General features: G+C 64.9%; 31 protein-coding genes. 16 read left to right on the top strand and 15 right to left on the bottom strand.

Translation table 11 applies throughout. The features are described 5' to 3' along the window. The first annotated feature begins 113 nt into the window (after positions 1-113). The 8 genes from ABT375_RS11770 to ABT375_RS11805 all read left to right on the top strand — a co-directional run bounded on the left by ABT375_RS11770 (position 114) and on the right by ABT375_RS11805 (position 8,747). Positions 114-758 (top strand): glutathione S-transferase family protein, encoded by a 645-nt coding sequence (locus ABT375_RS11770; RefSeq protein WP_416462542.1) that lies wholly within the window; start codon positions 114-116, stop codon positions 756-758. 89 nt (positions 759-847) lie between these two features. Then, positions 848-2,368, top strand: coding sequence for a fumarate hydratase (locus ABT375_RS11775; RefSeq protein ID WP_416462544.1), 1,521 nt, complete (start codon positions 848-850; stop codon positions 2,366-2,368). Positions 2,369-2,419: 51 nt separating this feature from the next. After that, positions 2,420-2,854 (top strand): hypothetical protein, encoded by a 435-nt coding sequence (locus ABT375_RS11780; RefSeq protein WP_416462546.1) that lies wholly within the window; start codon positions 2,420-2,422, stop codon positions 2,852-2,854. A 139-nt stretch (positions 2,855-2,993) separates the two neighbouring features. Then, on the top strand, positions 2,994-3,230 hold the full coding sequence (locus ABT375_RS11785) for a hypothetical protein (protein WP_261935962.1): 237 nt from the start codon (positions 2,994-2,996) through the stop codon (positions 3,228-3,230). Positions 3,231-3,284: 54 nt separating this feature from the next. Continuing rightward, positions 3,285-4,340 carry a DUF3667 domain-containing protein gene (locus tag ABT375_RS11790; protein ID WP_416462548.1) on the top strand — a complete coding sequence of 352 codons (1,056 nt, stop codon included), beginning with the start codon at positions 3,285-3,287 and terminating at the stop codon, positions 4,338-4,340. A 31-nt stretch (positions 4,341-4,371) separates the two neighbouring features. Beyond that, complete coding sequence (locus ABT375_RS11795) at positions 4,372-5,289, top strand: DMT family transporter (protein WP_416462550.1); 918 nt, start codon at positions 4,372-4,374, stop codon at positions 5,287-5,289. Between the two features lie 97 nt (positions 5,290-5,386). Beyond that, positions 5,387-6,748, top strand: a complete 1,362-nt coding sequence (locus tag ABT375_RS11800) for a methyl-accepting chemotaxis protein (protein ID WP_416462552.1) — start codon at positions 5,387-5,389, stop codon at positions 6,746-6,748. A 781-nt stretch (positions 6,749-7,529) separates the two neighbouring features. Next, on the top strand, positions 7,530-8,747 hold the full coding sequence (locus tag ABT375_RS11805; protein WP_416462554.1) for an MBL fold metallo-hydrolase: 1,218 nt from the start codon (positions 7,530-7,532) through the stop codon (positions 8,745-8,747). Positions 8,748-8,750: 3 nt separating this feature from the next. On the opposite strand, the gene ABT375_RS11810 is transcribed toward ABT375_RS11805, so the two are convergent. The 6 genes from ABT375_RS11810 to ABT375_RS11835 form a co-directional block, all read right to left on the bottom strand. Then, a complete protein-coding gene (locus ABT375_RS11810) occupies positions 8,751-9,278 on the bottom strand; it encodes a hypothetical protein (protein ID WP_416462556.1) in 528 nt (175 codons plus the stop codon). Between the two features lie 65 nt (positions 9,279-9,343). Continuing rightward, positions 9,344-9,850, bottom strand: coding sequence for a DUF3617 domain-containing protein (locus ABT375_RS11815; protein WP_224546394.1), 507 nt, complete (start codon positions 9,848-9,850; stop codon positions 9,344-9,346). Positions 9,851-9,949: 99 nt separating this feature from the next. Beyond that, positions 9,950-10,243: an HNH endonuclease gene (locus ABT375_RS11820; RefSeq protein WP_224546395.1), complete on the bottom strand. Its 294-nt coding sequence runs from the start codon at positions 10,241-10,243 to the stop codon at positions 9,950-9,952. Beyond that, a complete protein-coding gene (locus ABT375_RS11825) occupies positions 10,221-11,135 on the bottom strand; it encodes a hypothetical protein (RefSeq protein ID WP_416462558.1) in 915 nt (304 codons plus the stop codon). The genes ABT375_RS11820 and ABT375_RS11825 overlap by 23 nt, the downstream gene beginning before the upstream one ends. An 8-nt stretch (positions 11,136-11,143) precedes the next feature. Further along, positions 11,144-11,692, bottom strand: coding sequence for a DUF3617 domain-containing protein (locus ABT375_RS11830; protein ID WP_416462560.1), 549 nt, complete (start codon positions 11,690-11,692; stop codon positions 11,144-11,146). A 73-nt stretch (positions 11,693-11,765) separates the two neighbouring features. Beyond that, complete coding sequence (locus ABT375_RS11835; RefSeq protein WP_416462562.1) at positions 11,766-11,984, bottom strand: hypothetical protein; 219 nt, start codon at positions 11,982-11,984, stop codon at positions 11,766-11,768. Between ABT375_RS11835 and ABT375_RS11840 the strand changes: the two genes are divergently transcribed. The 5 genes from ABT375_RS11840 (at position 11,943) to ABT375_RS11860 (ending at position 15,427) form a co-directional block, all read left to right on the top strand. After that, the gene (locus ABT375_RS11840) at positions 11,943-12,209 is read left to right on the top strand and encodes a DNA/RNA non-specific endonuclease (RefSeq protein WP_416464893.1); all 267 of its coding nucleotides are present in this window, start codon (positions 11,943-11,945) and stop codon (positions 12,207-12,209) included. The two genes, ABT375_RS11835 and ABT375_RS11840, sit on opposite strands and share 42 nt — an antisense overlap. 195 nt (positions 12,210-12,404) lie before the next feature. Further along, on the top strand, positions 12,405-12,623 hold the full coding sequence (locus ABT375_RS11845) for a hypothetical protein (protein WP_315975795.1): 219 nt from the start codon (positions 12,405-12,407) through the stop codon (positions 12,621-12,623). 40 nt (positions 12,624-12,663) lie between these two features. Beyond that, positions 12,664-14,847, top strand: a complete 2,184-nt coding sequence (uvrB, locus tag ABT375_RS11850; protein WP_416462564.1) for an excinuclease ABC subunit UvrB — start codon at positions 12,664-12,666, stop codon at positions 14,845-14,847. A gap of 110 nt (positions 14,848-14,957) precedes the next feature. Continuing rightward, positions 14,958-15,209: a type II toxin-antitoxin system HicA family toxin gene (locus ABT375_RS11855; RefSeq protein WP_416462566.1), complete on the top strand. Its 252-nt coding sequence runs from the start codon at positions 14,958-14,960 to the stop codon at positions 15,207-15,209. Then, positions 15,206-15,427 (top strand): type II toxin-antitoxin system HicB family antitoxin, encoded by a 222-nt coding sequence (locus ABT375_RS11860; RefSeq protein ID WP_416462568.1) that lies wholly within the window; start codon positions 15,206-15,208, stop codon positions 15,425-15,427. Before ABT375_RS11855 ends, ABT375_RS11860 begins: the two co-directional genes overlap by 4 nt. Positions 15,428-15,549: 122 nt before the next feature. On the opposite strand, the gene ABT375_RS11865 is transcribed toward ABT375_RS11860, so the two are convergent. From ABT375_RS11865 to ruvA, 3 genes are all read right to left on the bottom strand, one after another. Beyond that, the gene (locus ABT375_RS11865; RefSeq protein ID WP_416464894.1) at positions 15,550-17,292 is read right to left on the bottom strand and encodes an AMP-dependent synthetase/ligase; all 1,743 of its coding nucleotides are present in this window, start codon (positions 17,290-17,292) and stop codon (positions 15,550-15,552) included. 194 nt (positions 17,293-17,486) lie between these two features. Further along, complete coding sequence (gene ruvB / locus ABT375_RS11870) at positions 17,487-18,509, bottom strand: Holliday junction branch migration DNA helicase RuvB (protein ID WP_224546401.1); 1,023 nt, start codon at positions 18,507-18,509, stop codon at positions 17,487-17,489. Beyond that, a complete protein-coding gene (gene ruvA, locus ABT375_RS11875) occupies positions 18,506-19,114 on the bottom strand; it encodes a Holliday junction branch migration protein RuvA (protein ID WP_224546402.1) in 609 nt (202 codons plus the stop codon). Before ruvA ends, ruvB begins: the two co-directional genes overlap by 4 nt. Before the next feature lie 141 nt (positions 19,115-19,255). On the opposite strand from ruvA, the gene ABT375_RS11880 reads away from it, so the two are divergent. Further along, positions 19,256-19,831 carry a peptidase S14 gene (locus ABT375_RS11880; RefSeq protein ID WP_224546403.1) on the top strand — a complete coding sequence of 192 codons (576 nt, stop codon included), beginning with the start codon at positions 19,256-19,258 and terminating at the stop codon, positions 19,829-19,831. 40 nt (positions 19,832-19,871) lie between these two features. Then, positions 19,872-20,498, top strand: a complete 627-nt coding sequence (locus ABT375_RS11885; RefSeq protein ID WP_224546404.1) for a DUF1345 domain-containing protein — start codon at positions 19,872-19,874, stop codon at positions 20,496-20,498. Positions 20,499-20,501: 3 nt separating this feature from the next. On the opposite strand, the gene thiL is transcribed toward ABT375_RS11885, so the two are convergent. The 6 genes from thiL to mnmA are packed head-to-tail and all read right to left on the bottom strand — an operon-like array spanning position 20,502 to position 25,251. After that, complete coding sequence (thiL, locus tag ABT375_RS11890) at positions 20,502-21,416, bottom strand: thiamine-phosphate kinase (protein WP_224546405.1); 915 nt, start codon at positions 21,414-21,416, stop codon at positions 20,502-20,504. Positions 21,417-21,469: 53 nt separating this feature from the next. Continuing rightward, positions 21,470-21,916, bottom strand: a complete 447-nt coding sequence (gene nusB, locus ABT375_RS11895) for a transcription antitermination factor NusB (RefSeq protein WP_224546407.1) — start codon at positions 21,914-21,916, stop codon at positions 21,470-21,472. A 9-nt stretch (positions 21,917-21,925) separates the two neighbouring features. Beyond that, entirely contained in the window at positions 21,926-23,221 is a 1,296-nt protein-coding gene (gene hisD / locus ABT375_RS11900) for a histidinol dehydrogenase (protein WP_416462572.1), read from the bottom strand. Further along, entirely contained in the window at positions 23,211-23,873 is a 663-nt protein-coding gene (gene hisG / locus ABT375_RS11905; protein ID WP_416462574.1) for an ATP phosphoribosyltransferase, read from the bottom strand. The genes hisD and hisG overlap by 11 nt, the downstream gene beginning before the upstream one ends. Positions 23,874-23,928: 55 nt before the next feature. Next, positions 23,929-24,096 (bottom strand): hypothetical protein, encoded by a 168-nt coding sequence (locus ABT375_RS11910; RefSeq protein WP_416462576.1) that lies wholly within the window; start codon positions 24,094-24,096, stop codon positions 23,929-23,931. Positions 24,097-24,129: 33 nt separating this feature from the next. Then, positions 24,130-25,251, bottom strand: a complete 1,122-nt coding sequence (gene mnmA, locus ABT375_RS11915) for a tRNA 2-thiouridine(34) synthase MnmA (RefSeq protein ID WP_416462578.1) — start codon at positions 25,249-25,251, stop codon at positions 24,130-24,132. A 163-nt stretch (positions 25,252-25,414) separates the two neighbouring features. Here mnmA and ABT375_RS11920 point away from each other — a divergent pair, with 163 nt between their 5' ends. Then, positions 25,415-25,711: a hypothetical protein gene (locus tag ABT375_RS11920; RefSeq protein ID WP_224546416.1), complete on the top strand. Its 297-nt coding sequence runs from the start codon at positions 25,415-25,417 to the stop codon at positions 25,709-25,711. Positions 25,712-25,792: the final 81 nt, after the last annotated feature.

Raw genomic sequence — 25,792 nt, forward strand, 5'->3', positions numbered from 1 at the left:
AAGGTCTAAAGGCTTGCGACCCTCGATCGCCAATGCCGCCCGTCATGGCCGGGGCGCGCTATGCCGGATATGGCCAGATGCGCAGGATGCTGCGGATGTGCGGAGGATGTTCGATGATTCTCTATTACCACCCCCTCTCCTCCTATTGCTGGAAGGTGCTGATCGCCTTCTACGAAAATGGCGCGCCCTTTGCGGGCCGGATGCTGGAGGATGGAGAGGTCGCGCAGGAGTGGATGGCGCTGTGGCCGATCGGCAAATTCCCGCTGCTGCACGATCCGGCCAGGAACGCCACGATCGGCGAGGCGAGCGTCATCATCGAATATCTCGCCCAGCATGAAGCCGGCACCTTTCGCCCCATCCCCGCCGATCCCGACGCGGCGCTGGAGGTGCGGCTGATGGATCGATTGTTCGACAATTATGTGATGGCGCCGATGCAGGCGATCGTGGCCGACCGGCTACGGCCCGAAGAACAGCGCGACTCGTTGGGCGTGACGCAGGCACGCGATTTGCTGGCCAAGGCCTATGCGCTGATCGAGGCGCGAATGGCCGGGCGGCGCTGGGCGGTGGGCGAAGCCTTCACCCTGGCCGACTGCGCCGCCGCCCCGGCGCTGTTCTACGCCGACAGGATCGTGCCGCTAACGCCGGACTTTCCGGGGCTGGCGGCCTATCTGGCGCGGCTGGAGGCGCGACCGAGCGTCGCCCGCGTGCTGGAGGAGAAGCAGCCCTGGTGGCACCTCTTCCCCTTTGCGGACGGCTGATGCTGGACTTGGGGCCGATTACGCACTAGCCGCTGCCCCTTGCAGGGACCGGCCGTGCAGAGGCTGGCCGCACATAAGGACCAGGGTAGATGACGCTCATCAAAACCGCCGACCTGATCGAGAGCGTCGCCGACGCGCTCCAGTTCATCAGCTATTATCATCCGATGGATTATATCCGCGCGCTGGGCAAAGCCTATGACGCCGAAGCCAATCCGGCGGCCAAGGACGCCATCGCGCAGATCCTGACCAACAGCCGCATGTGCGCGGAGGGGCATCGCCCGATCTGCCAGGACACCGGCATCGTCAACATCTTCATCAAATGGGGCATGGACTGCCGCCTGGACGATAATAGCCGTTCCATGCAGGAGGTCGTCGATGATGGCGTGCGCAAGGCCTATCTGAACCCCGAAAACCGCCTGCGCGCCTCGATCCTGCGCGACCCGGCCTTCGCCCGCCAGAATACCAAGGACAATACGCCCTGCGTGCTGAACGTGGAAATGGTGCCGGGGAACACAGTGACGGTAGACGTGGCGGCCAAGGGCGGCGGCTCGGAGAACAAGACCAAGTTCAAGATGATGAACCCCAGCGATTCGATCGTCGACTGGGTGCTGGAGATGATCCCGCAGATGGGCGCGGGCTGGTGCCCGCCCGGCATGCTGGGCATCGGCATCGGCGGCACCGCGGAAAAGGCGGTGGCGCTGGCCAAGGAAAGCCTGATGGAGCCCATCGACATGGGCGAACTCAAGCTCCGCGGGCCGCAGAACAAGATCGAGGAGATGCGGATCGAGATTTTCGACAAGGTCAATGCGCTGGGCATCGGCGCGCAGGGCCTGGGCGGCCTGTCCACCATCCTGGACGTCAAGATTTACGACTATCCCTGCCATGCGGCGGGCAAGCCGGTGGCGATGATCCCCAATTGCGCCGCCACCCGCCACGCCCATTTCACGCTGGACGGCTCCGGCCCGGCCTATCTGGAAGCTCCCAAGATTTCGGAATGGCCGCAGGTCGACTGGAAGCCGAGCAAGGAAGCGATCAGCGTCGACCTCAACACGCTGACGCCCGAAATCGTGCAGAGCTGGAAACATGGCGACCGGCTGCTGCTGAACGGTAAGATGCTGACCGGGCGTGACGCCGCGCACAAGCGGATCAAGGACATGCTGGCTAAGGGCGAGAGCCTGCCGGTCGATTTCAAGGGCCGCGTCATTTATTATGTCGGCCCGGTCGATCCGGTGCGCGACGAAGTGGTCGGCCCGGCCGGCCCGACCACCGCGACCCGCATGGACAGCTTCATGGACATGATGCTGGAACAGGGGCTGCTGGGCTGCGTCGGCAAGGCCGAGCGCGGCGTGGCGGCGACGGAAAGCATCGCCAAGCATAAGAGCGCCTATCTGATGGCGGTCGGCGGCGCGGCCTATCTGGTCGCGCGCGCGATCAAGGGCGCCAAGGTCGTCGGCTTCGAAGATCTGGGCATGGAGGCGATCTACGAGTTCGATGTCCAGGACATGCCGGTGACCGTGGCGGTCGACAGCGAAGGGCAGAATGTCCACCGCCTCGCCCCGCTGGTGTGGCAGGAAAAGATCAAGCGCGAGAAACTGCTCGAAGGCGCGTGACTTTCCCACCCTCCCCATTGCATTATGGGGAGGGTTATGAAGGGGACACGCATGTCGCGGATGAACGGATTTCGGCTGACGCTGGCCATCATGGGCCTTTGCCTGAGCGGCGGGGCGATGGCGCAGGACACCAACGACATGGCCGCCATGATGAAGGCGCTGGGTGGGGGCCTGTCAGGCAAGGCATTGCGCACCGCCATCGACAAGGCGGCCACTTTTCCGCTGGGCAGCCAGGACAATCCGGTTCGCGCCAACGGCCCGGAAGGCCAGAGGGCCTATCTGTCCCGGCTACGATGCGCCGATGGCAAGGCCCCTGCTTTCGCGCGCGGCGGATCAGTGGGGATGGGCGTATTCGGCTATATCGTTGATGTCTATGGCGTGACCTGCCCCGGCAGCCAGGCCGAGCAAGTCTATATTGACATGTATCATCGTCATAGGGAAGACAGTGCGCCGCCGGGCTTTACCATGGCGCGGCCGATCGCCTGACAGGATATCGGAACCCGCTGCTGCGCAAGGCCAGACCGTCCAACTATCTGATTGATGCGGATCAAGACGGCGCGCGACCCGGGAACTCCGGTTCGTGCGCCGCATTCTTTTCGGCACCCCTCATGCCGGAGCATGTCCCATGTCCTTCACCCAGCTCGACCCGCCCCTACCCGTCCATGTAGAAGGCAAGGGGAAGGGCTATGCCCTGGCCGTCATCGATTATGGGCAGGAACATAATCTGATCTGGGTGACGGGCCTGAGCGATACCGGCGAAATCTGGTGCGCGCCCAATCCGCTGGTACGGCTGGAGGCGAACTGGACGATGGGACGGCAGGGCCTGCCGCATGGCCTGCCGCCGGGCACCAAGCCGAGTTGATATCGACGCAAGCCGTCTGGTGTCCGCCCCATAGCCCTGATATCCTCCGGTCCCATGACGGGGGAAATCGAAGCGGCGGGTGATGCGATCACCGGGGGGATGCTGGCGCGCGCGGTGGAGCCGGGCCATGGGGAGGCCCATGCGGCCGGCCATGGCGCCTGCCGCAATTGCGGCGCGACCATTCACGGCAATTATTGCGCACAATGCGGGCAGGCGGCACATCTGCATCGCAGCTTCGCCGCGATCGGCCATGACCTGGCCCATGGCGTGCTGCATTTCGAGGGCAAGATCTGGACCACGCTGCCCGAACTGGCGCTGCGGCCGGGCCATCTGACGCGGCGCTATATCCATGGCGAGCGGGCGAAATTCGTGTCGCCCTTCGCCCTGTTCCTGTTCAGCGCCTTCCTGATGTACGCGATCTTCTCCTTCACCAGCCACGGCCCGGAGGACAAGGCGCAGGGCGTCAGGATGAACAAGGAAGCGCAGGCCGAGCTGCGCAAGGAACAGGACAAAGCCGACGCCGACATCCGCAAGATCGAGGCGAAGCTGGCGCAGCCGGGGATTTCGGCCAGCCGCAAGGAGGCCTTGACCGAAAATCTGGCGGAGGCGCGGGAGGAGCGCGACGGGCTGACGCTGGCGAGCGGCATCACCAATTCGCTGCGGGGCGAAGGCATGAGCGGCGGGGTGGCGCAGACCGTGGGCAAGACCATCAGCGCCGCGGCCAAGAATCCTGAATTCGCTTATTACAAGCTCAAGGCCAATGCCTATAAATTCTCCTGGGCGCTGATCCTGATTTCGCTGCCCTTCATCTGGCTGCTCTTCCCGTTCAGCCGCCGCTACAAGATGTACGACCATGCGATCTACATCACCTATTCGATCGCCTTCATGTCGCTGCTCTTTTCGCTGTCGATGATCCTCACGACCGTCCATGCGACCAGCGGGCTGGTGACGCTGGCGCTGCTGCTCTTCGCCACCTGGCACATGTATCGCCAGTTCAAGGACGCCTATGCCCTGTCGCGCATGGGCGCATTGTGGCGACTGCCCCTGCTCTACGGCTTCGCCTGCGTGTCGCTGTCGCTGTTCTTCACCTTCCTGGTGATGATGGGGTGACGTGGGGGCGGGACGCGCTATAGCGCCCGCGATGATCACATCCCCGATCTGGTTGCCCGCGACGCTGGTCGCCGGGGCCGTGCAGGCGTGGCGCACCGCGATCCAGCGGCGCGTCAGCCACAGCCTGTCGATCAATGCCGCAGGGCTGGTGCGCTATCTGTACGGCATCCCCTTCACCCTGCTGCTGCTGGGCGGCTATGCCCTGCTCTTCGCTGCGCAACCGCCGGCGATCGAGGCCGATTTCCTGCTCTTCTGCGTCGGCGGCGGGCTGGCGCAGATCGTCGCCACGAACTTGCTGATCGTCGCGTTCCACCATCGCAATTTCGTCGTCGGCACTGCCTATTCCAAGACCGAGGCGGTGCAGGGCGCCGTCCTCTCCTTCCTTTTGCTGGGGGAACGGCTGCACCCGCTGGCCTGGGCCGGGATCGGCTGCGGCGTGATCGGGGTGATGCTGCTGTCCACCGGGGGCAGGCGGATGGGGCCGGGGGATTTTCTGCGCGCGCTGGGGCAACCGGCGGCCAAGGCCGGCATCGCGTCGGGCTTCTTCTTCGCGCTGACCGCGATCGGCATCCGCCGGGCGACGCAGGCGGTGGGCGGGGACGACCGCATTCTCGCCGCGCTGCTGGTGCTGGTCGCTACGGTGCTGGTCCAGACGCTGATGCAGGGCGCCTGGCTGATGGCGCGCGAGCCGGGCGAGATGCGGCGGGTGCTTGCAAGCTGGCGGGTATCGGGTCAGGTTGGCCTGCTGTCCGCGCTGGGCAGCGCCTGCTGGTTCACCGGCTTCGCCACCGCACCGGTGGCGCTGGTGCGGATCGTGGGCCAGGTCGAAGTCGTCTTCACCATGGCGTTCGGCCATTTCTACCTGAAGGAGCGGATGCGGCGGAGCGAGGCGGCGGGCCTGCTGCTGGTGGTGAGCGGCGTGGCGCTGGCGCTGGCGGGCGCGCTGTGAGCCGCGCGCCCCAGCGCTAAGCTTTCCTTTACCATGGCCTGCTAGCCCTTCCCATGTGGGAAAAGAAGCGCACTCCGAGAACGTCGCCCGAGCGGTGATGAAGGTCGCCAAATTGTCTGGCGACCTGGGCATCCGCACGCTCGATCTGCAAGCGGACATCAGCGAACTGGCCGACCGGGTGACGCACCAGGCCCGCACGATCGAGGCGATCAGCGGCGCGGCGGCGCAATTGTCGCGCGACGGCGACAGCGTGGCGATGGCAGGCCAGGAAGCGCGCGCGCAGGCGGTGGCCGCCCGTGGCATCATCGACGATTCGGGGCGGCAACTGTCCGCGGCCAACCATAATTTCGTCGATCTGATCGAACAGGTGAAGCAGGTCCACAGCCGGCTGGACGGTTTCGGCGAGGCGCTCAAGACCGTGGCCCATGTCACCAGCGTCATCAGCGGCATCGCCAGCCAGACCAATCTGCTCGCGCTCAACGCCACGATCGAGGCCGCGCGCGCCGGCGATGCGGGGCGCGGCTTTGCCGTGGTCGCGTCCGAGGTCAAGAAGCTGGCGCAGGAGACGGCCACGGCGACCCACACGATCGAACAGTCGATCGCGGCGCTGACCGGCGAGGCGGGCGGGATGCTGGCCAGCATCACCCATGGCGCGCAGACCGCCCGCACCGCGCTCAACGACACCAAGAATATCGAGACGCTGGTCGATCGGCTGGGCACGCTGATGCAGGGCCTGTCGCACAATAGCGAGGCGGTGGCCGAGCGCATCGCCTCGATGGTGGGTTCCGCGGGCGAGATTCGCGGCGGGCTGGCGGCGCTCGCCAGCACGTCCACCGACAATGCCGACGGGCTGCAGCGCCTGTCGGGCCGCGTTTCCACCGCCAGCGACGACACCAACGAACTGCTGCAATATCTCGCCGAAAGTGGTGTCGATATTCCCGATTCGCCCTATATCCGCTTCAGCCTGGAGAGCGCGCAGCAGGTCAGCGACGCGATCGAACGCGCGATCGACGAAGGCAGGATCAGCGAAGCGGCGATCTTCAGCGACTATTATGCGCCGATCACCGGCACCAACCCGCCACTCTTCACCCATCCGGTGCAGGATGCGATGCTGCCCGCCGCCCGCGCCGCGCAGGAAAAGGCGCGCGGCTTTCCCGGCCTGTTCGGCATGACCTTCACCGATCGCAACGCCTATGGCGCGGTCGCCATGCCCGAACGCGCGCAGCAGCAGCGCCCCGGTGACGAAACCTGGAACCTGGAATATGCGCGCCAGGGCGTAATCTTCGATTTCCCCGATACGCGCGAACAGGCGAAGATCACAAAACCCTTCTGCATCAAGGCCTATCGCCGCCTGACCGCGCAGGGCGACGTCATCCTGTTGAAACAGGTGATCGCGTCCATCCATGTGAAGGGCCGCCATTGGGGCATATTGCAGATGGCCTATCAGGACCAGAGCTGAGGCAGCGGGCCAAGGGTTGCACGCGTTGCAGCGTATTGGGGGCGTCAGCGCACGACCAAAAGCAGCCGTTGCAGAAGTCGATCGGTTCTCCTGACAACGGACATCAAGTAGGGTCAGTGAAAACTTGCACAGCAGGAAGGCCTACCCAACCGCTACCACAGACTTCGGGAGCTACAATTCTGATCCGGTGTAGGCCTTGTCGCCTAAGCTCCTTCGCAACAAGGCTGGCTCTTAAGCGTGCCAATTTTTTTGGATCAGACGCCCCGCTCTCGATCTGGGAACAAATCAATATTCGACCGCGATAGCGCCAGTTTGGTTCACTGGCGTATTCGATGAAGTTATGCGATTCTTTGACAAATAGCTCGAACTGGCTCGCGGATTTTCCATCCGGCTCAGTGGAATTGGCGTTAAATGTGATCACTGTAATGGGGGGATCAACATGATAAATCGGCACCCCTGACGAGGTTTGACCGAGCAGGCTGAGAGCTAGCAGTATCATGAGAGAACTCTACTTCGTCATCACCGCCTCTACTATCGAATTCCTCTGGCGCAACCTCAATCCAGACCATCCCCTACCCACCCCCTTTTCGTCATTCCCGCGCAGGCGGGAACCCATCTCCCAACCTCTCGACACGGCCCGAAGGCTGGAGATTGATCCCCGCCTGCGCGGGATGACGGTATAGGGATGGGGCGTCCCCTTCCCACCCATAGGCGACCTTCCGCCCTTGCCCCATCCTCGCCTTGCGCTATGTCGCTGGAAATCATCAACGCGGGAGCAGCCATGGGTCGCCTTGTCAGCATCGTCCAGGGGGTAGGGATCGCGCTGCTGTTCGCCGTCATCGGCCTGTGCCTGGCGATCACATGTCTGCCGCCCTTCCTGGACCGCATCTATTATCAGGGACCGGTGAGCCGCCATTATGACGGCGCGCATTTCTTCAATCCCGATGGCGCGATCGAAAGCCCCGCCCCGCCCGGCATCAGTCGGCAGGGATTCATCGCGCGCTGGCTGATCGGCCATGACGACCGGCCGGAATGGCCGCTGGGGATCGCGGTCAAGCCCGCGCGTCCCGCCCCCTTCGCCGCGCCGCGGGGCATGGTGGCGACCTGGGTCGGCCATGCGACCGTGCTGGTGCAGGCGGCGGGGCTCAACATCCTGACCGATCCGATCTGGTCCGACTATGCCAGCCCCCTCCCCCCGCTCGGCCCGAAGCGGATTGCGCGGCCGGGCATAAAGTTCGACGACCTGCCGAAAATCGACCTGATCCTGCTCAGCCACAATCATTACGACCATATGGACCTGCCCACGCTCAAGCGGCTGTGGGAGCGGGACCGGCCCAAGATCGTCACCAGCCTGGGCAATGACACGATCCTGAAGGCGCACGGCATTCCGGCGACGGCGCTGGACTGGGGCCAGTCGGTCAGCGGCGCGGCCTTGAACGGACTGGCGCCGCAAGCGGTGATCCAGTGCGGCAGTTACGAACATTGTCCCGACTATCAGGTGCATGTGACCCGCAACCATCATTGGGGCAGCCGCTGGGGCACGGACCGCAACCGGGCGCTCTGGTCGAGCTTCGTGATCGAAACGCGGGCGGGCAATATCTTCTTCGCCGGCGACACCGGCGCGGGCGACATGGGCTGGCCCATGCAAGCGCGGCGCTATGGCCCGATCCGGCTGGCATTGATCCCGATCGGCGCATTCCGGTTCTGGAAGGGGCAGATGCAGTCGGACGCGCATATCGGCCCATTGCAGGCGGTGGACGTATTCCGGCGACTGGGCGCGTCGACCGCGATCCCGATCCACTGGGGCACGTTCCGCCTGTCCTACGAACAATGGGACACGCCGCCCCGGATGCTGGAACTGGCGCTGCGCTGCGCGGGGATCGCGCGCAAGCGCTTCGCCCCGCTGCGCATCGGCCAGTCGCTGCCGGTGCCGACCGTCAGCCCGGTGCCGATCGGGCCGAAGCGATGCGACGAACGGGCGATCCGGGCGCTGGAATGAGGATCAGCAGTTCCCGGTGCGTTCGATCGTGCGGCGCAGGCGGATGACGGCGCTATGGGTGTTGCCCGACGGTTCGGGGATGCGCGCGATGCTCTGGATGTCGAGGCGGATATAGGTCGCGCCCATCGCGTCTTCGACCCGGACGGTCGGGGTCACCGCGGTCGCGCCCCAAGTGCGCGGCGCGCAGCGGGCAAGGCCGGATACGCTATGCCCTTCCAGGGTCCATTCCTCCACGCTGCAATCGGGCAGGCGCGCCGCGATCAGCCGGGTCGCCTCGTCCCGATTGCGCAGCCGCGGTTCGCCGCACAGCTCCTCCGTCCAGGTCGCCTGCGCCAGTTGCGCGTGCAGGCCTGGCGGCACATCCTCCAGCGGCACCGAACGATCGTCCAGCGTCACCCCGATCGCCCGCGTCTCGTCGCGCCAATGGCCCAGGCGCGGCGGATTGTCGGGATCGTCCACCTGGCGCGCGCAGTCCGTCAGGGCGCCGGTCGCCAGCAGCCCTGCCATCAACGTCCATCCGACCCGCCGCATCGCCCTTCCCCTCATCTGGCCGATGCACAGTGGGGGCGGGCGATTACCGAAAGCCTAACGGGCCGTCAGCCGGCCTTGGGACAATCCCCCACCCGCTTGCCGGTGACGTCATGCGTCGTGCGCAACACCGCGCTGCCACCCTGCATCTTGGTCATCGTGGTGCCCAGGGTCAGCGTGTCGGCGGTATAATTGCCCTCCACCACGATTTCCGAGGTGCCGGTCCCGGCGGTGCAGGACAGGGTGGCGATCAACCGCCCCTTGCGCACCATCTGGTCCTTGTAGCTGCAGGCCGTGCCTTCCTTGCCCGCCAGCGCGTTCGCGTCGGGCAAGCCCTTTGCGTCCACGGCGATGCACAATTTCTCCTCGCCGATCTGCTTGAGCGCCGCCTGATATTCGGCGGGCGTGACGGTGGGGGTGTTGTAGCCGGTGGTCTTGCGGGTGATCGTCCATTCGCCCGCCTGCATCAGCACCGGCGCTTCCTCCGCCTGGGGCGCGGGGACCGGATCGCCGCCACAGGCGCCAAGGCCGAGGGTCAATCCGAGCGGCACCGCCGCCAGCAGTTTCATGCGCATATCCTCGTCCCCTGTTTTTGACGCCGTTCTCTGATCGGAACGGCAGGAGGCTCTACCCGCCGACGCCAAAGCGCAAGCGGAAATGACGCCTGCGCGCGATTATCGGCGGCGGTGGGTGGGGGCGTGGAAATCGGCTGGCTTGTCGGCGACCCAGGCCAGGAAGCGGGCGATGGCGGGATGCGTGCGCAGGGCGGCGGCATCGCCATAGGCGCGTGCCAGATCGGCGTTGGGCAGGGTCGCGTGAATGACGCGATGACAGATCGGATGGAGCGGCACCGTGTCGCGCCCGCCCCGGCTTTTGGGCAGCGGATGGTGCCACTCTACCCGGCGGCCCAGCGGACGGGCGCAGAGCCAGCAGGCGGCCGGCGCCTCAGTCGGCAGGGCCGGTCCCATCCTCGTCCACCAGCGCCTTCACCAGATGGCCGCGCTGGCTGCGGCCGAACCGGTTGAGCGGCAGGTCGTACAGTTCGATCAGAAAGCGCCGGTCCCAATCGGTAAGATTGCGCGCCCGGTCCTGTAGCGCGAACAGGTTGAGGACGGACGGCACCGGCGGCTGCGCCTTGCCCCGCACTTCGGCCAATCCGACGAAGGCGGCATAGTCGGCGGCGGCATTGAGCGACACGCCCTCCGCGCGATGGACATCGATGACGACGGTCGCGGCTGACAGGATGCGGACCGCCTGGGTACGGATCAGGCTGGAGGCGAAGGAGCCGCCCATCGGCACGCCGTCGGGCAGCATGGAAGACCCCGATTCGCTATTGCCGCCCGTGACCGGAGACGGGGTCGCCCCGGTCATTGCGCCGTCGCCCGACCCGATACCGATCGTATACCACCAGCGGATCGGCGCATCGCTTTCCAGCAGCGCGCGGCGTTCCGGCCCCTCCACCTGCGCCATGCGGCTGGGACGCCTGTCGTTGATGATGGCGACCATATCCTTGCCATCGCTGACGAAGGCGACCAGCAAATTGGTGTCGCAATCCGTCTTCGCCAGCGGCGCGCCGATCGTCCTGATGGTCGCGCGCAGCCGGTCGGTCACGATCCGGCCATGATCCGGCGACAGGCCCATCACCTTGGGGCAGATGCCTTCCACCCAGCGGGCGACGCTGCGGTCGCCCTGCACAACGCCCAGCTTGCGCACGAAATCATTAGCCTTGGCGCGGACTTGCTCGCGGGTCAGGCGCTGGCCCTCGACCACGATCATGTCGCCATCCTGGGCCGGCTGGGCCGAAGCGGCGGCAGGCGGCAGCCCGGCGAGCCACAAGGTGGCGGACGCGCAAGCCGCCAATCGCCGTCTCATTCGCCCTGCGTGCAACGGTCCGCGATCCATTTGCCCTCCGACCGGGCGGTCATCGCCATGGTCATGCCCTGCGGGCCGCCCACCATCTTCATATCCATGTCCATCGCATAGGTTTCAGGCGCATAGGTGCCGGACATGGTCGCGTTCATCGTGCCGCCCTGCGACTTGCACGATACCTGCCCCTTCACCGTGCCGCCCTTCGCCTCGAAGCCGCCATAGGTGCAGTTCTTATTCTCCTGTCCGGCGAACATTTCCCCGCTCGGATTGGCGGCCTGCTCAGGCGTGACGCAATATTTGAGCGATGTCTGGTTCATCGCGCTCTTCATCTGATCCTTCATGTTCGCCGGGGCGCCGGGCATGTTGCCAAGGTCCAGATCCTTGACAGTGAAGCGGCCCTCCCACTGGCCGGGCCTGAGTTGCACCTTATCGACCTGCGCCTTCACCTGCTGCTTGCTCATGGCGTCGGTGGCTGCGATCTCGCCCGTCTTGTCGCCGGGCTTGTCGCTACAGGCGGCGACGCTGGCGGTCACCAGCAGGAGTGTCAAAAATGTCCGGCGCATCATCATTCCTCCCTGTTTCCGTGTTCTTACGCCGATCATAACAGCGCCACGCGCAGGTTCAATGACGGGACGCAAGGGTTGTTTGTTCTTTATTTGTTCCTATTAGCCTGCTATAGCAACGGCGTCGAGCTTTAGGGAGAGTTTTGATGCGGCGGACTTCGCCGGGCGAACTGGCGTCTTTCAGGCACAGGCTGGCAAGCCCGACCGGCGTGGCAACGATGATGGGGGTCATTTCATCGCTGCCCGCTTCAATGGCCCCAGCGACCGCTTCAACCATGTCGCCCAGAATGCGAACTTCAATCGCGGCAGCTATCGCGTCATGGAAGATTCATGGGCCAAGGAATTGCACGCCGGGCATAAGGTGTTCGTGGATATCGAACCGCTTTATGAAGGAACTTCGCAACGGCCCTATCACCTTATCGTCGCATGGTACGTCGATGGTAGAAAGTCCTTCAAAGAATTCCCGAACGAAGCGAAAGGCGCCGAAGATGCCAAAAGATAAGTTCGACATTCTGGGACCGCTTTACAACGAAATCGGCGTGGAGCTGTTCACCTCGTCGGCGGCGATCCCGATGGCATTTTCCTCTACGTGGAAGTCGGTGACCGATGGATCAGCCCCAATGTCTTCAAGGATGAAGGACATCAGATCCGGAATATCGACGGTAGCAGGCTTCTTTCCGATCTTCTTTGGGAAGCCTTGTCCGCTGAGTCGGAGGAAGGCGGGATCAAGCGCTGGTCGATCCTGGAATATGAGATCAAAGATGGAAAGTTCGAGATCAACTACCGCTATCCCGACGAGGTGGATGTCGAAGTGATCGATGACGAACGCCGCCAGACCGCCCTACGCGCCCGTTTCGGCGACAAGCCGGTGGTCTATCCGCCGATGCCCAAGACCGCGTTTGAACTGAAGCCCTGATCCCGATTGCGCCTGCGCGCAAAGGCACCATATTCGTCCCATGGCCATTCAGATCCGCACCACGCTCGATGAACCGGAAACCGGGGAAGGATTCGTGCCCCATCGCCCGGCCCGCCCCGAAAAGAGCGAGGGCGGCCGGCCATTCACCCTGGTGAGCGATTACGAGCCCTCGGGCGACCAGCGCACGGCGATCCCCGAACTGGTGGAGCAGGCGCTGGCCGGTGAGAAGGACCAGGTGCTGCTGGGCGTCACCGGCTCCGGCAAGACCTTCACCATGGCCAAGGTGATCGAGGCGTTGCAGCGGCCTGCGCTTATATTGGCGCCGAACAAGATTCTCGCGGCGCAGCTCTATGGCGAGTTCAAGAGCTTCTTCCCAGACAATGCGGTCGAATATTTCGTCAGCTATTACGACTATTACCAGCCCGAAGCCTATGTCGCGCGGTCGGACACCTATATCGAGAAGGAATCCAGCGTAAACGAGAGCATCGACCGGATGCGCCATTCGGCGACCCGCGCGCTGCTTGAGCGGGACGATGTCATCATCGTCGCGTCCGTTTCCTGCCTCTATGGCATCGGATCGGTCGAAACCTATTCGGCCATGACCTTTTCGATGAAGAAGGGCGGGATCGAGGACCAGCGCGAGATCATCCGCAAGCTGGTCGCGCTCCAGTATAAGCGCAACGATGCGGGCTTCGCGCGCGGCAATTTCCGCGTGAAGGGCGACAATCTGGAGATTTTCCCATCCCATTATGAGGATACCGCCTGGCGCATCAGCTTCTTTGGCAACGAGATTGAGGAGATTGTCGAGTTCGATCCCTTGAGCGGCAAGAAGGTGGCGAGCCTCGACTATGTGAAGGTCTTTCCCAACAGCCACCATGTGACGCCCGGCCCGACGCTGAAGCAGGCGATGGAGGCGATCCGCTTCGAACTGACCGAGCGACTGAAGGAACTGGAGGCGGAGGGCAAGTTGCTGGAGGCGCAGAGGCTGGAGCAGCGCACCAATTTCGACCTGGAGATGATCGCGGCCACCGGCAGTTGCGCGGGGATCGAGAATTACAGTCGCTTCCTGACCGGTCGCCTGCCGGGCGAGCCGCCGCCGACCCTGTTCGAATATCTGCCCGAAAATGCGCTGCTGTTCGTAGACGAAAGCCACCAGACCGTGCCGCAGATCGGCGCGATGGCGCGCGGCGACCATCGGCGCAAGATCACGTTGGCCGAATATGGGTTTCGCTTGCCCAGTTGCATCGACAACCGGCCGCTGCGCTTCAACGAATGGGACGCGATGCGGCCGCAGACGGTCAGCGTATCGGCTACCCCCGGCCCGTGGGAGATGAACCAGACCGGCGGCGTGTTCAGCGAACAGGTGATCCGCCCCACCGGCCTGATCGACCCGCCGGTCGAGATCAAGCCGGTCGAGGACCAGGTCGACGACCTGATCAACGAATGCCGCAAGGTGACGGCGCAGGGGTATCGCACGCTCGTCACCACCCTGACCAAGCGGATGGCCGAGGATTTGACCGAGTTCATGCACGAGGCGGGGATCAAGGTCCGCTACATGCATAGCGACGTCGAGACGCTGGAGCGTATCGAACTGATCCGCGATTTGCGGCTGGGCGTCTATGACGTGCTGATCGGCATCAACCTGCTGCGCGAAGGGCTGGACATTCCCGAATGCGGGCTGGTCGCGATTCTGGACGCGGACAAGGAAGGATTCCTGCGCTCCGAAACCTCACTGATCCAGACGATCGGCCGCGCGGCGCGTAATGTCGAGGGGCGGGTGATCCTCTATGCCGATCGCATCACCGGCAGCATGGAGCGCGCGCTCAACGAAACCGGGCGGCGGCGCGAGAAGCAGGAAGCCTATAATCTGGAGCACGGCATCACGCCGACCACGATCAAGCGCAATATCGGCGACATCATCGCCCATGTGTCGAGCCGCGATCAGGTGACGGTCGATACCGGGCTGGACGATCGGCCGCATCTGGTGGGCCATAATCTGCGCGCCTATATCGAGGATCTGGAAAAGAAGATGCGCGCGGCAGCGGCGGACCTGGAGTTCGAGGAAGCCGGGCGGATTCGCGACGAGATCAGGAAGCTGGAAGCGGAGGAGCTTGGGCTGCCGGCACATGAGCAGGTTGCCGCGCCGCGCGGACGCGCGACCGAGGGCAAGCCAGGGACGCGGAAATTGCGGTACGGGAAGGTGCAGAAGAAGTTCGGGCGATGATTTGGCGAATGAGAAGCTTTGGCTAACTCTGACTCGAATGATTGCTTAGATAACGCTGGACAGCGGACTCCCAAGGACTCCTAATTGGTGTCTAAGTTGGGGATGCTATCGTGGTCAAACCTGCCAAAATCCTTGAGCGCCTTCTCCAAGGACAGCGGTCGCTCTCTTTTCGCGATCTGGAAAAGCTGTTGCGTGCGCTTGGCTTTGAACTGGATCGCACAACCGGCAGCCATCGCCAATATGTGCATCCAAAAGTGCCGCGCTCACTCCCGGTCCAGCCTGATGGCAAGGACGCAAAGCGCTATCAAATCCGGGAATTGCTTGAACTGGTAGAAGCCTACGGCCTATATATAAAGGAATGAACGAGCCGCATTATCATATCAACCTCTTCTGGTCCGCAGAAGATGCATGTTGGATCGCGGACGTGCCCGATCTCAAGCCTTGTTCAGCCCATGGCGATACGCGCGCCCAAGCCATCGCCAATATCAATGATGCGATCGAAGGCTGGCTTGCCGTGGCACATGACCGCGGTTTTCCGATTCCCGAAGCGCGCTATCGCCCGGCGATCTACGCCGCTTGATGCTTAGCTGAATAGCAAACGCAGCGTTTTCCCGCGAAGGCAGGAGCCTAGCTGGAGCGGCGGGACTGGGTTTCTGCCTTCGCAGGAACACGGCACGCCAAAATCCTGCGCCGCCTGATCCCTCACCCCTTATACAGCGCGTCCAGCCTATCCGCATAGCGTTTGCGGATCACATGGCGGCGGATCTTCATCGACGGCGTCATTTCCTCATTTTCGATCGTGAAGGGTTCGTCGGCCAGGATGAAGCGGCGGACGCGTTCCAGCACCGACAGGTCGTCATTCACCCGGTCAACCGCCGCGCGAAGCGCCGCCATATAGGCTGGGTTCTTCTCTACGTCCTCGACCGCCACGCCCTGCGCCGCGGCCCATTCGCGGGTCCATTCGGCGTCGGGTACGACCAAGCCGACCAGATGGGGGCGGCGGTCGCCATGGACCATCGCCTGGCCGATCTCGCTTTGCAGCGTCAGCATCCCCTCGACCTTCTGCGGCGAGACATTGTCGCCCTTGTCGTTGACGATCAGATCCTTCTTGCGGTCGGTGATGCGGATGCGGCCCTTGGCGTCGAACTCGCCAATGTCTCCGGTGTGGAGCCAGCCGTCCTTCAACGCCTTTTCCGTTTCCGCCGGGTTGCGCCAATAGCCGTGCATGACCAGTTCACCACGCACCAATATTTCGCCGTCATCGGCGATCTTTACCTCCACCCCGTCGAGCGGCGGGCCGACCGTGTCCATCGCGATGCCGGCTGCGGGGCGGTTGCAACTGACCACCGGGCCGGCCTCGGTCTGGCCGTAGCCCTGCAACAGCGTCAGCCCCATGGCGTGGAAGAAGAGGCCGACGTCTGGATTGAGCGGAGCTCCGCCCGACACCAAAGCCTTCATCCGCCCGCCGAAACGCGCCCGGATTTTGGGGATCAACGTGCGCGACAGCAGCGCCTTCATCGGCAGATCGAGGATCGATCCCCTGCCCGCCTGCTCCTTTGCCGCGATGCGCAGCGCCTGGCCGAGCAGATAGGTCGGGAATTTGCCCTGTTTCTCGATCGACTTGATGATGCGGGTGCGCAGCACTTCGAACAGGCGCGGGACGACGACCATGATGGTCGGGCGAGCTTCCTCGATATTGGAGGCGAGCTTTTCCAGCCCTTCCGCATAATAGATCTGCCCGCCCAGCAGCATAGGCAGGAACTGACCGCCGCTATGTTCATAGGCGTGGGACAGCGGCAGGAAGGACAGGAACACCTCGTCATCCCAGCCGAAATCCTCCGCCACGACCTTGCCTGCGCCCTCCACATTGGCGAGGATCGCGCCATGATGTTGCATCACGCCGCGCGGGGCGCCGCCGGTGCCGCTGGTGTAGATGATGCAGGCCTGATCGTTGCGCGTTGCGCTCTGGGCGGCCGCGATCGCGCCCACGTCGGCGGGATGCGCGGCGAGCAAGTCGCTCCACAAATGGCAGGCGCATGTCCCCTGCGCGCCGCGGAGCGGCTCCATGCCGATGATGAAGCTGGCCTGCGACCGGACGACCGCGGGCATCAGCGCCTGCGCCAGCTTGGCGGTCGACACGATCACCGCGCGGGCGCCGCTGTCTGTCAATATATGCTGGTGATCGCGCGTCGTGTTGGTGGTGTAGGTCGGCACGGTGATGCACCCCGCCGCCATGATCGCCAGGTCGGCGACGCAGAATTCGGGCCGGTTTTCGCTGACCAGCATCACCGGATCGCCGGGCTTCAGACCCTGCGCCTTCAAGGCGGCGGCGAGCGACGCGACCTGGCGCGCGATCTCTGCCCAGCTCTGGCTGTGCCAGGTGCCGCCGCTCTTGCGCCAGAGAAAGGGCGCGTCGCCCTTTTCCTGGGCGCGGGCGAAGAACATGGTGACGAGGTTGGGAAATTTCTCGATGGCCCTCAAGGCTCGACTCCTGCGGTTTCCGGCGCATCTGATGCGCGCCTGAATGTCCATTGTTTGCCGCATTTCCAAAGTCGCCGGACGAAGCCCCGGCTCGGAAATGCTCCTGGCAAGGCTATAACGGTGCCTTGCCGTAACGGCCAAGAGGTTTGAAGGGTTTCCTAGTCGAAAAGCCCGTTCTGGACATCCTGCGGCGGATTGAGGCCCAGATGCTTCCAGCCGGGACCATTGAGACAGCGGCCGCGCGCCGTGCGGGCGATGAGGCCGAGCTGGATCAGATAGGGCTCGACCACTTCCTCGATCGTGTCGCGCGCTTCGGAAAGACCCGCGGCGAGCGTTTCGACGCCGACCGGCCCGCCGCGATAGATATCGGCGATCATCATCAGGTAACGGCGGTCCATCAGGTCGAGGCCGAGATGATCGACCTCCAGCCGCATCAGCGAGGCGTCGGCAACCTTCGCGTCGACCGCGGCCACGCCCGCGACATTGGCGAAATCACGCACCCGGCGCAGCAGGCGACCGGCGATGCGCGGGGTGCCGCGCGATCGGCGGGCGATCTCGACCGCGCCGTCGGATGTGATGGCAAGGTCGAGCAGCCGCGCGGCGCGGCGCACGACCAGTTCCAGTTCGTCCACCGTGTAGAATTGCAATCGCACCGGGATGCCGAATCGGTCGCGCAGCGGCGTGGTGAGCAGCCCCTGCCGCGTCGTCGCCCCGACCAGGGTGAAGGGCGGCAGATCGATGCGGACCGAGCGGGCGGACGGCCCCTCCCCGATCATCAGGTCGAGCGCGCGATCCTCCATCGCGGGATAGAGAACTTCCTCGACCGCGGGATTGAGCCGATGGATTTCGTCCACGAACAGCACGTCGCCCTCGTCCAGATTTGTGAGCAAGGCAGCCAGATCGCCCGACTTGGCGATCACCGGGCCGGAGGTGGCGCGGAAACCGACGCCCATTTCCTTGGCGACGATCTGCGCCAAAGTGGTCTTGCCCAGGCCCGGCGGCCCGAAGAACAGCACATGGTCGAGCGCATCGCCACGCGATCGGGCCGCCTGGATGAAGATACGCAGATTTTCGCGCGCGGCCTGCTGGCCGATAAATTCGTCGAGCGATTTCGGGCGCAGCGCGGCATCGACATCCTCGGGACGACGCGCGGGGGTGATGAGGCGGTCGTCGTCCGTCACTTCGCCGCCTTCCGCAACGCCAATCTGACCAGCGCGTCGAGGCTGGCATTGTCATCCAGTTCCTCTTCGGCGGCGGCGACGGCGGTGCTGGCCTCATGCGGCTTGAAGCCCAGATTCTGGAGCGCGGACAAAGCGTCGGCGGCGAAGCTGCCGCTCGGGAGCGCCACTACGCCGCCGATGCCGATCGGACTGCCGGCCGGGGCCGTGCCGATCTTGTCCTTCAATTCATTGACGATGCGCTGGGCGAGTTTCGGGCCGACGCCGTTGGCACGCGCGATCATCGCCTTGTCCCCCATCGCCACGGCGCGGTGCAGCTCCAGCGGTTCGAGCGCGGAGAGGATCGCCAGCGCGACGCGCGATCCCACGCCTTGCACATGGGTGAGCAGCCGATACCAGTCGCGTTCCTCGGCGCGGGCGAAGCCGACCAGCCGGATCGAATCCGCCGCGACCAGCATTTCGGTGTGGATCGTCACCGCCTCGCCGACCGGCCCCAGGGCCGCCAGCGTGCGCGACGACGCGCCGACCAGATAGCCGACCCCGCCCACGTCGATGACGGCGTGGTCGATGCCCGTGCTGTCCAGCAAGCCCTTGAGTTTCGCGATCATCTGCCCTGCCCTTCGGCGTCCCGCCCTATGGTCATGATCTGTTCTTTACAGCCTGTCGCGCCCCGCGCCAGTCAAAAGCGCGGCACCTTTTGCTGTCCCGTGCGTAGAGCAGCGCAACCTCACCCACTTAAGGACCTATGGATGCTGATGACGGCCCCGATGCTTTCGCCGAAGGATTTCGAATTTCCTGCGATCATGCTGTCGGGCGTGGTCGACCATGGCATGTATCTGCATTTCAAGAACTGCCTGTCCACCGCGCCGCAACAGGGGCTGGTGGTGGTGGAACTGGCCACGCTGGGCGGCGATCCGGAGATCGCCCGGCTGATGGGCGAGGATATTCGCTTCCATTCCGAACTCTATCCCGACCGGCGGCTGGTGTTTCTGGGCCGGACCGCGGTCTATTCGGCGGGCGCGACCTTCATGAGCTTCTTCGCGACCGAGAACCGCTATCTGACGCGCGGCACGCGGCTGATGATCCACGAACGCGTCATCACCAAGAATATCCAGCTCGCCGGGCCGCTCTCCACCTGCATCGCGACCCTGAAGGCGACGCTGAACGAGATCGAATCGTCGATCGCGATCCAGAATGAGGGGTTTGCGAACCTGATCCTGGGGTCGCAGGTGACGATGGAGCAACTGCTCCAGCGGGCGCCGGAAAACTGGTATATGGAGGCGAACGAGGCGCAGGCGCTGGGGCTGATCGCGGCGGTGCTATAAGCGCTTGCCAGATGGCGCGGCTGCGCCTTTGATGCGGGCCATGCGGTCCTCGTCCCTCTTCCCCTGGCGCTATGGCATGTTCCTGGTGCTGCTGGCGCCGGCCGCGCCACTGGCCTTGTGGATGCCCTGGCATGAAGCGGTGATGGCGGGGTTCGACCTCGCCGCCCTTGCCTTCATGATCTCGGTCGTGCCGCTGATCGATGCCGATGCCGCGTCGATGCGGCGCAAGGCCGCGGCGAACGACGCCAACCGGGAACTGATGCTGTTGCTGACCGGGATCGTCAGCCTGGTGATCCTGGTCGCGGTGGGAGTGGCGATCAGCCAGCATGGCGGGCCGAACGGGGCGATGATCGCGCTGCTGCTGGCGACTTTGCTGATCGCCTGGCTGTTTTCGAACCTCGTCTATGCGATGCATTATGCGCATATCTTCTATCTGCCCGACAAGGTGGGGAAGGACCGGGGCGGGCTGGATTTCCCGGACGAGGACGAGCCGGGCTATTGGGATTTCCTCTATTTCGCCTTCACGCTGGGCATGACATTCCAGACGTCCGACGTGTCGATCACGGCGACCGCGATGCGCCGGACGGTGTTGTTCCAGTGCCTGGCGGCCTTCCTGTTCAACCTCGGCATATTGGCTTTCACCATCAATGTGCTGGGCGGCGGCTGAGACTCAATCATGTTCCCAACCCAGACTGTCGGGCAGCGGGATGACTGCGCCGTCGATCTTGAGGGTCAGGCCTGAACCCGTCGCGACATGGCCGACCGGGATGGCGCGCACCGGCGGCGCCAGCCCCGGCGGCAGGGTGAAGAGCAGTTCATAATCGTCGCCCGCGCGCGCCGCGGCGATCTGGACCGCGGTGCTGGCGCCGCGCACCCGCTCCAGCGCAGGGGACAGCGGAATGTGGTCGATGGTGATCGCGACGCCGCTCGCTTGGCCCATGCGCGATGCGTCGATCAGCAGGCCGTCCGACACATCCATCATCGCGGTCGCATGGGGCGCGAGCAGCGCGCCTTCGGCCAAGCGCGGGCGCGGGCGGCGATAGGCCTCCACCAACGGCCCGGTCGCTGCCGGATCGGCGCTGGCGAGGGCGAGGCCAATGCCAGCGTCGCCGACCGGGCCGGTGAGATAGAGCCGGTCGCCCGGCTGCGCCCCGTTGCGGGTGGGGACGGCACCAGTCGCCTCGCCGATCGCGGTCAGGCTGTAGCTGCGGGCCGATCCGGCGGGCATCTTGACCGTGTCCCCGCCCAGCAGCGGCATGGCGTGGCGGTCGAGCGCCTCGCCCAGCCCCGCGACGAAGGCCTCATCCCACGCATCGTTGCCGGACAAGGCGTAGTTCAGCAGGCAACCGACCGGCTTCGCGCCCTTGGCGGCGAGATCGGACAGATTCACCGCGGCGAGTTTCCAGCCGATGTCGGCGGGCGGATCGGCGGGAAGATAGTGGACGCCCTCGACCATCGTGTCGCTGGTCAGGATCAGGCGGGCGTCGCCGACCGGCAGGATGGCGACATCGTCGGCCAGCCCCTGCGCCGCGGGGTCGTTCGCCAGCAGGCGCAACAGGGTGAGGAAGCGGGATTCGCCGGACATGGCCGATGCCTAGCCGATCAGCCTGCTCCTGCCTACGCAGGAGCCTGCCACGCTTATTTCCGCACGTCCTTCGACACGCCGTCGAGCAGGCCGTTGACGAAGCCGGATTCGCGCTTGTCGTAAAAGGCGTGGGCGACGTCGACATATTCGCTGATGACGGTGCCGGTGCCGACATCCTGCCGCGCGAGCAGCTCATAGGTGCCCGCGCGCAAGATCTGGCGCATCGGCTTGTCGAGCCGGTCAAGGCTCCAGCCGCTCGACAGGCGGGCGGCGATCAGCGCGTCGATCTCATCGCGGCGCTTGTCCACGCCGGTCACGACATCGTCGAAGAACGGCTCCTCCGCCGGGGCGTAGGTGACGTCCTCGATCGTCGCGCCCAGCCGATGCTGGTGGAATTCATGCAGCAGCACATGGACGGGCGTGCCCTCCATTTCGAGCTGGTAGAGCGCCTGGACCGCGGCAAGGCGCGCGGCGGAGCGGGATTTGGAGCGGTCGTTCATGGGATATTCCTAATGATGTTTGAGGCGCAGCGCCACAGAAGCGGCATGCGCGGGCAGCCCTTCCGCCTGCGCCAGCGCGACGGCGGCGGGGCCGATCGCACGAACTGCGGCGGCGTCCAGGCTGAGAAAACTGGTGCGCTTCATGAAATCGAGCACCGACAGGCCCGATGAGAAACGGGCGCGACGGCCGGTGGGCAACACATGGTTCGGCCCGGCGACATAATCGCCCACCGCTTCGGGCGTCATGCGGCCGAGGAAAACCGATCCGGCATGGCGGACCTGCGCGAAATAGCGATCGGGATCGTCCACCGCGAGTTCCAGATGTTCAGGCGCGAGCCGGTCGACCAGCGGCATGGCCTCGTCCAAGTCGCAGACCAGGATGATCGCGCCATTGGCGTTCCAGCTGGTGCGGGCGACGGCGCTGGTGGAGAGCGCCGGGATCTGGCGATCGACCGCTTGCGCGACGGCATCGGCGAAGGCCGCGTCGTCGGTGAAGAGGATCGACTGGCTGGTCGGGTCATGTTCCGACTGGCTGAGCAGGTCGGCGGCGGTCCATTCCGGGTCGTTCTTGCCGTCCGCGACGACGACGATCTCGGACGGGCCGGCGACCATGTCGATGCCGACCACGCCGTAAAGCTGGCGCTTGGCTTCGGCGACCCAGGCGTTGCCGGGGCCAGTGATGACGTCCACCGGCTTGATCCGATCGGTGCCATAGGCGAGCGCGGCGACGGCCTGCGCGCCGCCGACCCGCCAGATTTCCTCGATCCCGGCGATCTGCGCGGCGGCCAGGACGAGCGGGTTGATTGCGCCACCCGGCGTCGGCGTCACCATGGCGATGCGGCGGACGCCCGCAACCTTGGCGGGGATGACGTTCATCAGCAGCGAGCTGGGATAGGCGGCGCGGCCGCCCGGCACATAGAGGCCGGCAGCGTCGACCGCACTCCAGCGCGCGCCGAGGCGGACGCCGGCGCTGTCCACGCCGTCGCTGTCCTGCGGGCGCTGCTTTTCGTGATAGGTGGTGATGCGCGCGGCGGCGAGTTCGAGCGCGTCGCGCAATTCCGTGGAGAGGGCGTCCAGCGCGGCGCGGGTTTCCGCAGGGGTCACGGCCCAACCGCTGACGTTCAGGTCGTGGCGGTCGAACCGCTGGGTATAGTCGGCGAGCGCGGCGTCGCCCCCGGCGCGCACAGCTTTCAGGATCGCGGTGACGTCCCGCGAGACATCCTCATCCGCTTCGCGACGCGCATCGACCAGGGCGGCGAAGGCGGCGGCAAAACCGGCGTCGCGGCTGTCGAGCCTAAGCGGCATCCTGCACCCCCACGGCGGCGCGGAACGCCTCCACCAGCGGCGAGAGTTCCGCCGAGCGCATCTTGTAGGCGGCGCGGTTGACGATCAGGCGGGCGCTGATCTGCATGATGATGTCGGTTTCGACCAGGCCATTGGCCTTGAGCGTCGCGCCCGACGACACAAGATCGACGATGCGGCGAGACAGGCCGAGCGAGGGAGCCAATTCCATCGCGCCATTCAGTTTCACGCATTCGGCCTGCAACCCGCGCGCTTCATAATAGCGGCGGGTGAGGTGCGGATATTTGGTGGCGACGCGGACATGGCTCATCGCGGCCTGATCCTCGTCCGCGGCGTCGACCGGCTCGGCGACCGACAGGCGGCAATGGCCGATATCGAGGTCGACCGGCGCATAAAGTTCGGAATAGCTGAACTCCTCGACCACGTCGGAACCGACGATGCCGATCTGCGCCGCGCCATGGGCGACGAAGGTGGCGACGTCGAACGCGCGCACCCGGATGATCGACACGTCGGGCCGGTTGGTGGCGAAGCGCAGCGCCCGGCTCTTCTTGTCGTGAAACTCCGCCTCCGGTTCGATACCGGCTTTGGCGAGCAGGGGCAGCGCTTCATCGAGGATGCGGCCCTTGGGGATGGCGAAGGTGAGCGGGCGAGTCATGACGCGCGGGCCTTACGCGCGGGGGCGCGAAAGGGCAAGGTTTCTGGCTCTATTGCTAGGGCTGCGTGATGGACAGCTCCAACGGTGCAGCTGCATCGACAAACAATCTGGTGCCATCGTCAAATTCGATCAGAACTTCATGCTCTCGGAAGCGCAATACTCGTACCACAACTCGACCGAGGAGCATTGAGGTCGCGCGTTCTTCCTCTTCTTCCAATGTCATTCGGATATCCCGCTCCCTCCTTGCGAGGATAAGTCAGGCCGCTTCCGCCATCGCCGCCTGGGTGCTGGCGATCCAGCCGCCGCCCAATATGCGTTCGCCCGCGTACAACACCGCCGCCTGCCCCGGCGCGACGCCATATTCGGGGGCGTCGAAGAGCAGGCGATCGCCCTCCAGCCGCGCCGGGACGGGCTTCGCCATGGAGCGTACCTTGGCGGTCAGCGGGCCGGTGAAGTCGCCGCCCAGCCAGTTGATGTCGCTCAACGCCGCGCCCGATACCGCCAGCGCCGCCCGCGGTCCCACGATCACGCGCTTGCCCGCCGCATCCAGACGCACGACATAGAGCGGGTCGGGCTGGCCGCCGATATCCAGCCCCTTGCGCTGGCCCACGGTGAAATGGATCATCCCCTTGTGCCGGCCGAGCACCCGACCGTCGATATGGACGATGTCGCCACCCTCGTCCGCATCGGGACGCAGCTTGCGCACGATCTTGGCATAGTCGCCGTCCGGCACGAAACAGATGTCCTGGCTGTCGGGCTTCAACGCCACCGAAAGACCCAGTTCGGCGGCAATTTCGCGCACCTGCAGCTTGGGGAGACCGCCCAGAGGGAAACGCAGATAGTCGAGCTGCGCCTGAGTCGTGGCGAACAGGAAATAGCTCTGGTCGCGGGCGGGATCGGCGGCGCGGTGCAGTTCCGCGCCAGCCACGCCCTCGACCCGCTGTACATAATGGCCGGTAGCCAGGCAGTCGGCGCCCAGGTCGCGCGCGATCTGGAACAGGTCGGTGAACTTCACCCCCATATTGCACTTCACGCAGGGGATGGGCGTGCGCCCGGCCATATATTCATCGGCGAAGTCGGCTATCACCGAATCGCGAAAGGCCGTTTCATAATCAAAGACATAGTGCGCGATGCCGATCCGGTCGGCGACCGCGCGGGCGTCGCGGATATCCTGCCCGGCGCAGCAGCTCCCGGTGCGGCCGACCGCCGCGCCATGGTCGTAAAGCTGGAGCGTCACGCCGATCACTTCGGCGCCGGTCTTGGCGGCGAGCGCGGCGACGACGCTGCTGTCCACCCCGCCCGACATGGCGACGACGATGCGCCGCTCGGCGAGCGGGCCAGAAAGCTGGAATTGGGGGAGCTGAAACTGAGGCTGCATGGGCGGCCCTATAATGCAGCGACGGCCGCGGCGCAAAAGTTAACAAAAGGTAGCGCCGCTTTGCCCATAATCGGGACGGATCGACGCGAAACGGGGGCCGGACGAGTCACGAAAGCGTCTTCGAGTTTACCGACCCTTATTCATTACCCCCTACACAGGGGGCATGGATCTGAGTTTCCTTCGGGGTGGCGGGCTGAAGCCCGGCACTCCCAGACCCCTCAGCCGGCCGCGCGTGCCGGCCTGGCCGTTTCTGCGGGCCGCTACGGCGGCGGCGCAGGCGGCCAGTCCGACCGCGCAGGCGGTGGCGGGCGTCCTGCGGGGGCAGGGCGGAAGCGACGACTGGATCCAGGAACTGGCGGGCATTTTCGCGCCACGTTCCGGCGGCAAGATCGAAGCCGTGCGTCTCGCGGGAAGTTTCAACCCGTTGATCGCGAGCCGTTTAGCCAGGGGGCAGGAATGATGAAGGCAGTGTTTACCGTGGCGCTTTAGCCGTTCTTCAGGGCTGAAGCAGATAAGGGTTTCACTGTTGAATTCGGTAACG

It is taken from the genome of Sphingomonas sp. VDB2 (assembly GCF_047946695.1).
Taxonomy (GTDB): domain Bacteria; phylum Pseudomonadota; class Alphaproteobacteria; order Sphingomonadales; family Sphingomonadaceae; genus Sphingobium; species Sphingobium bisphenolicum.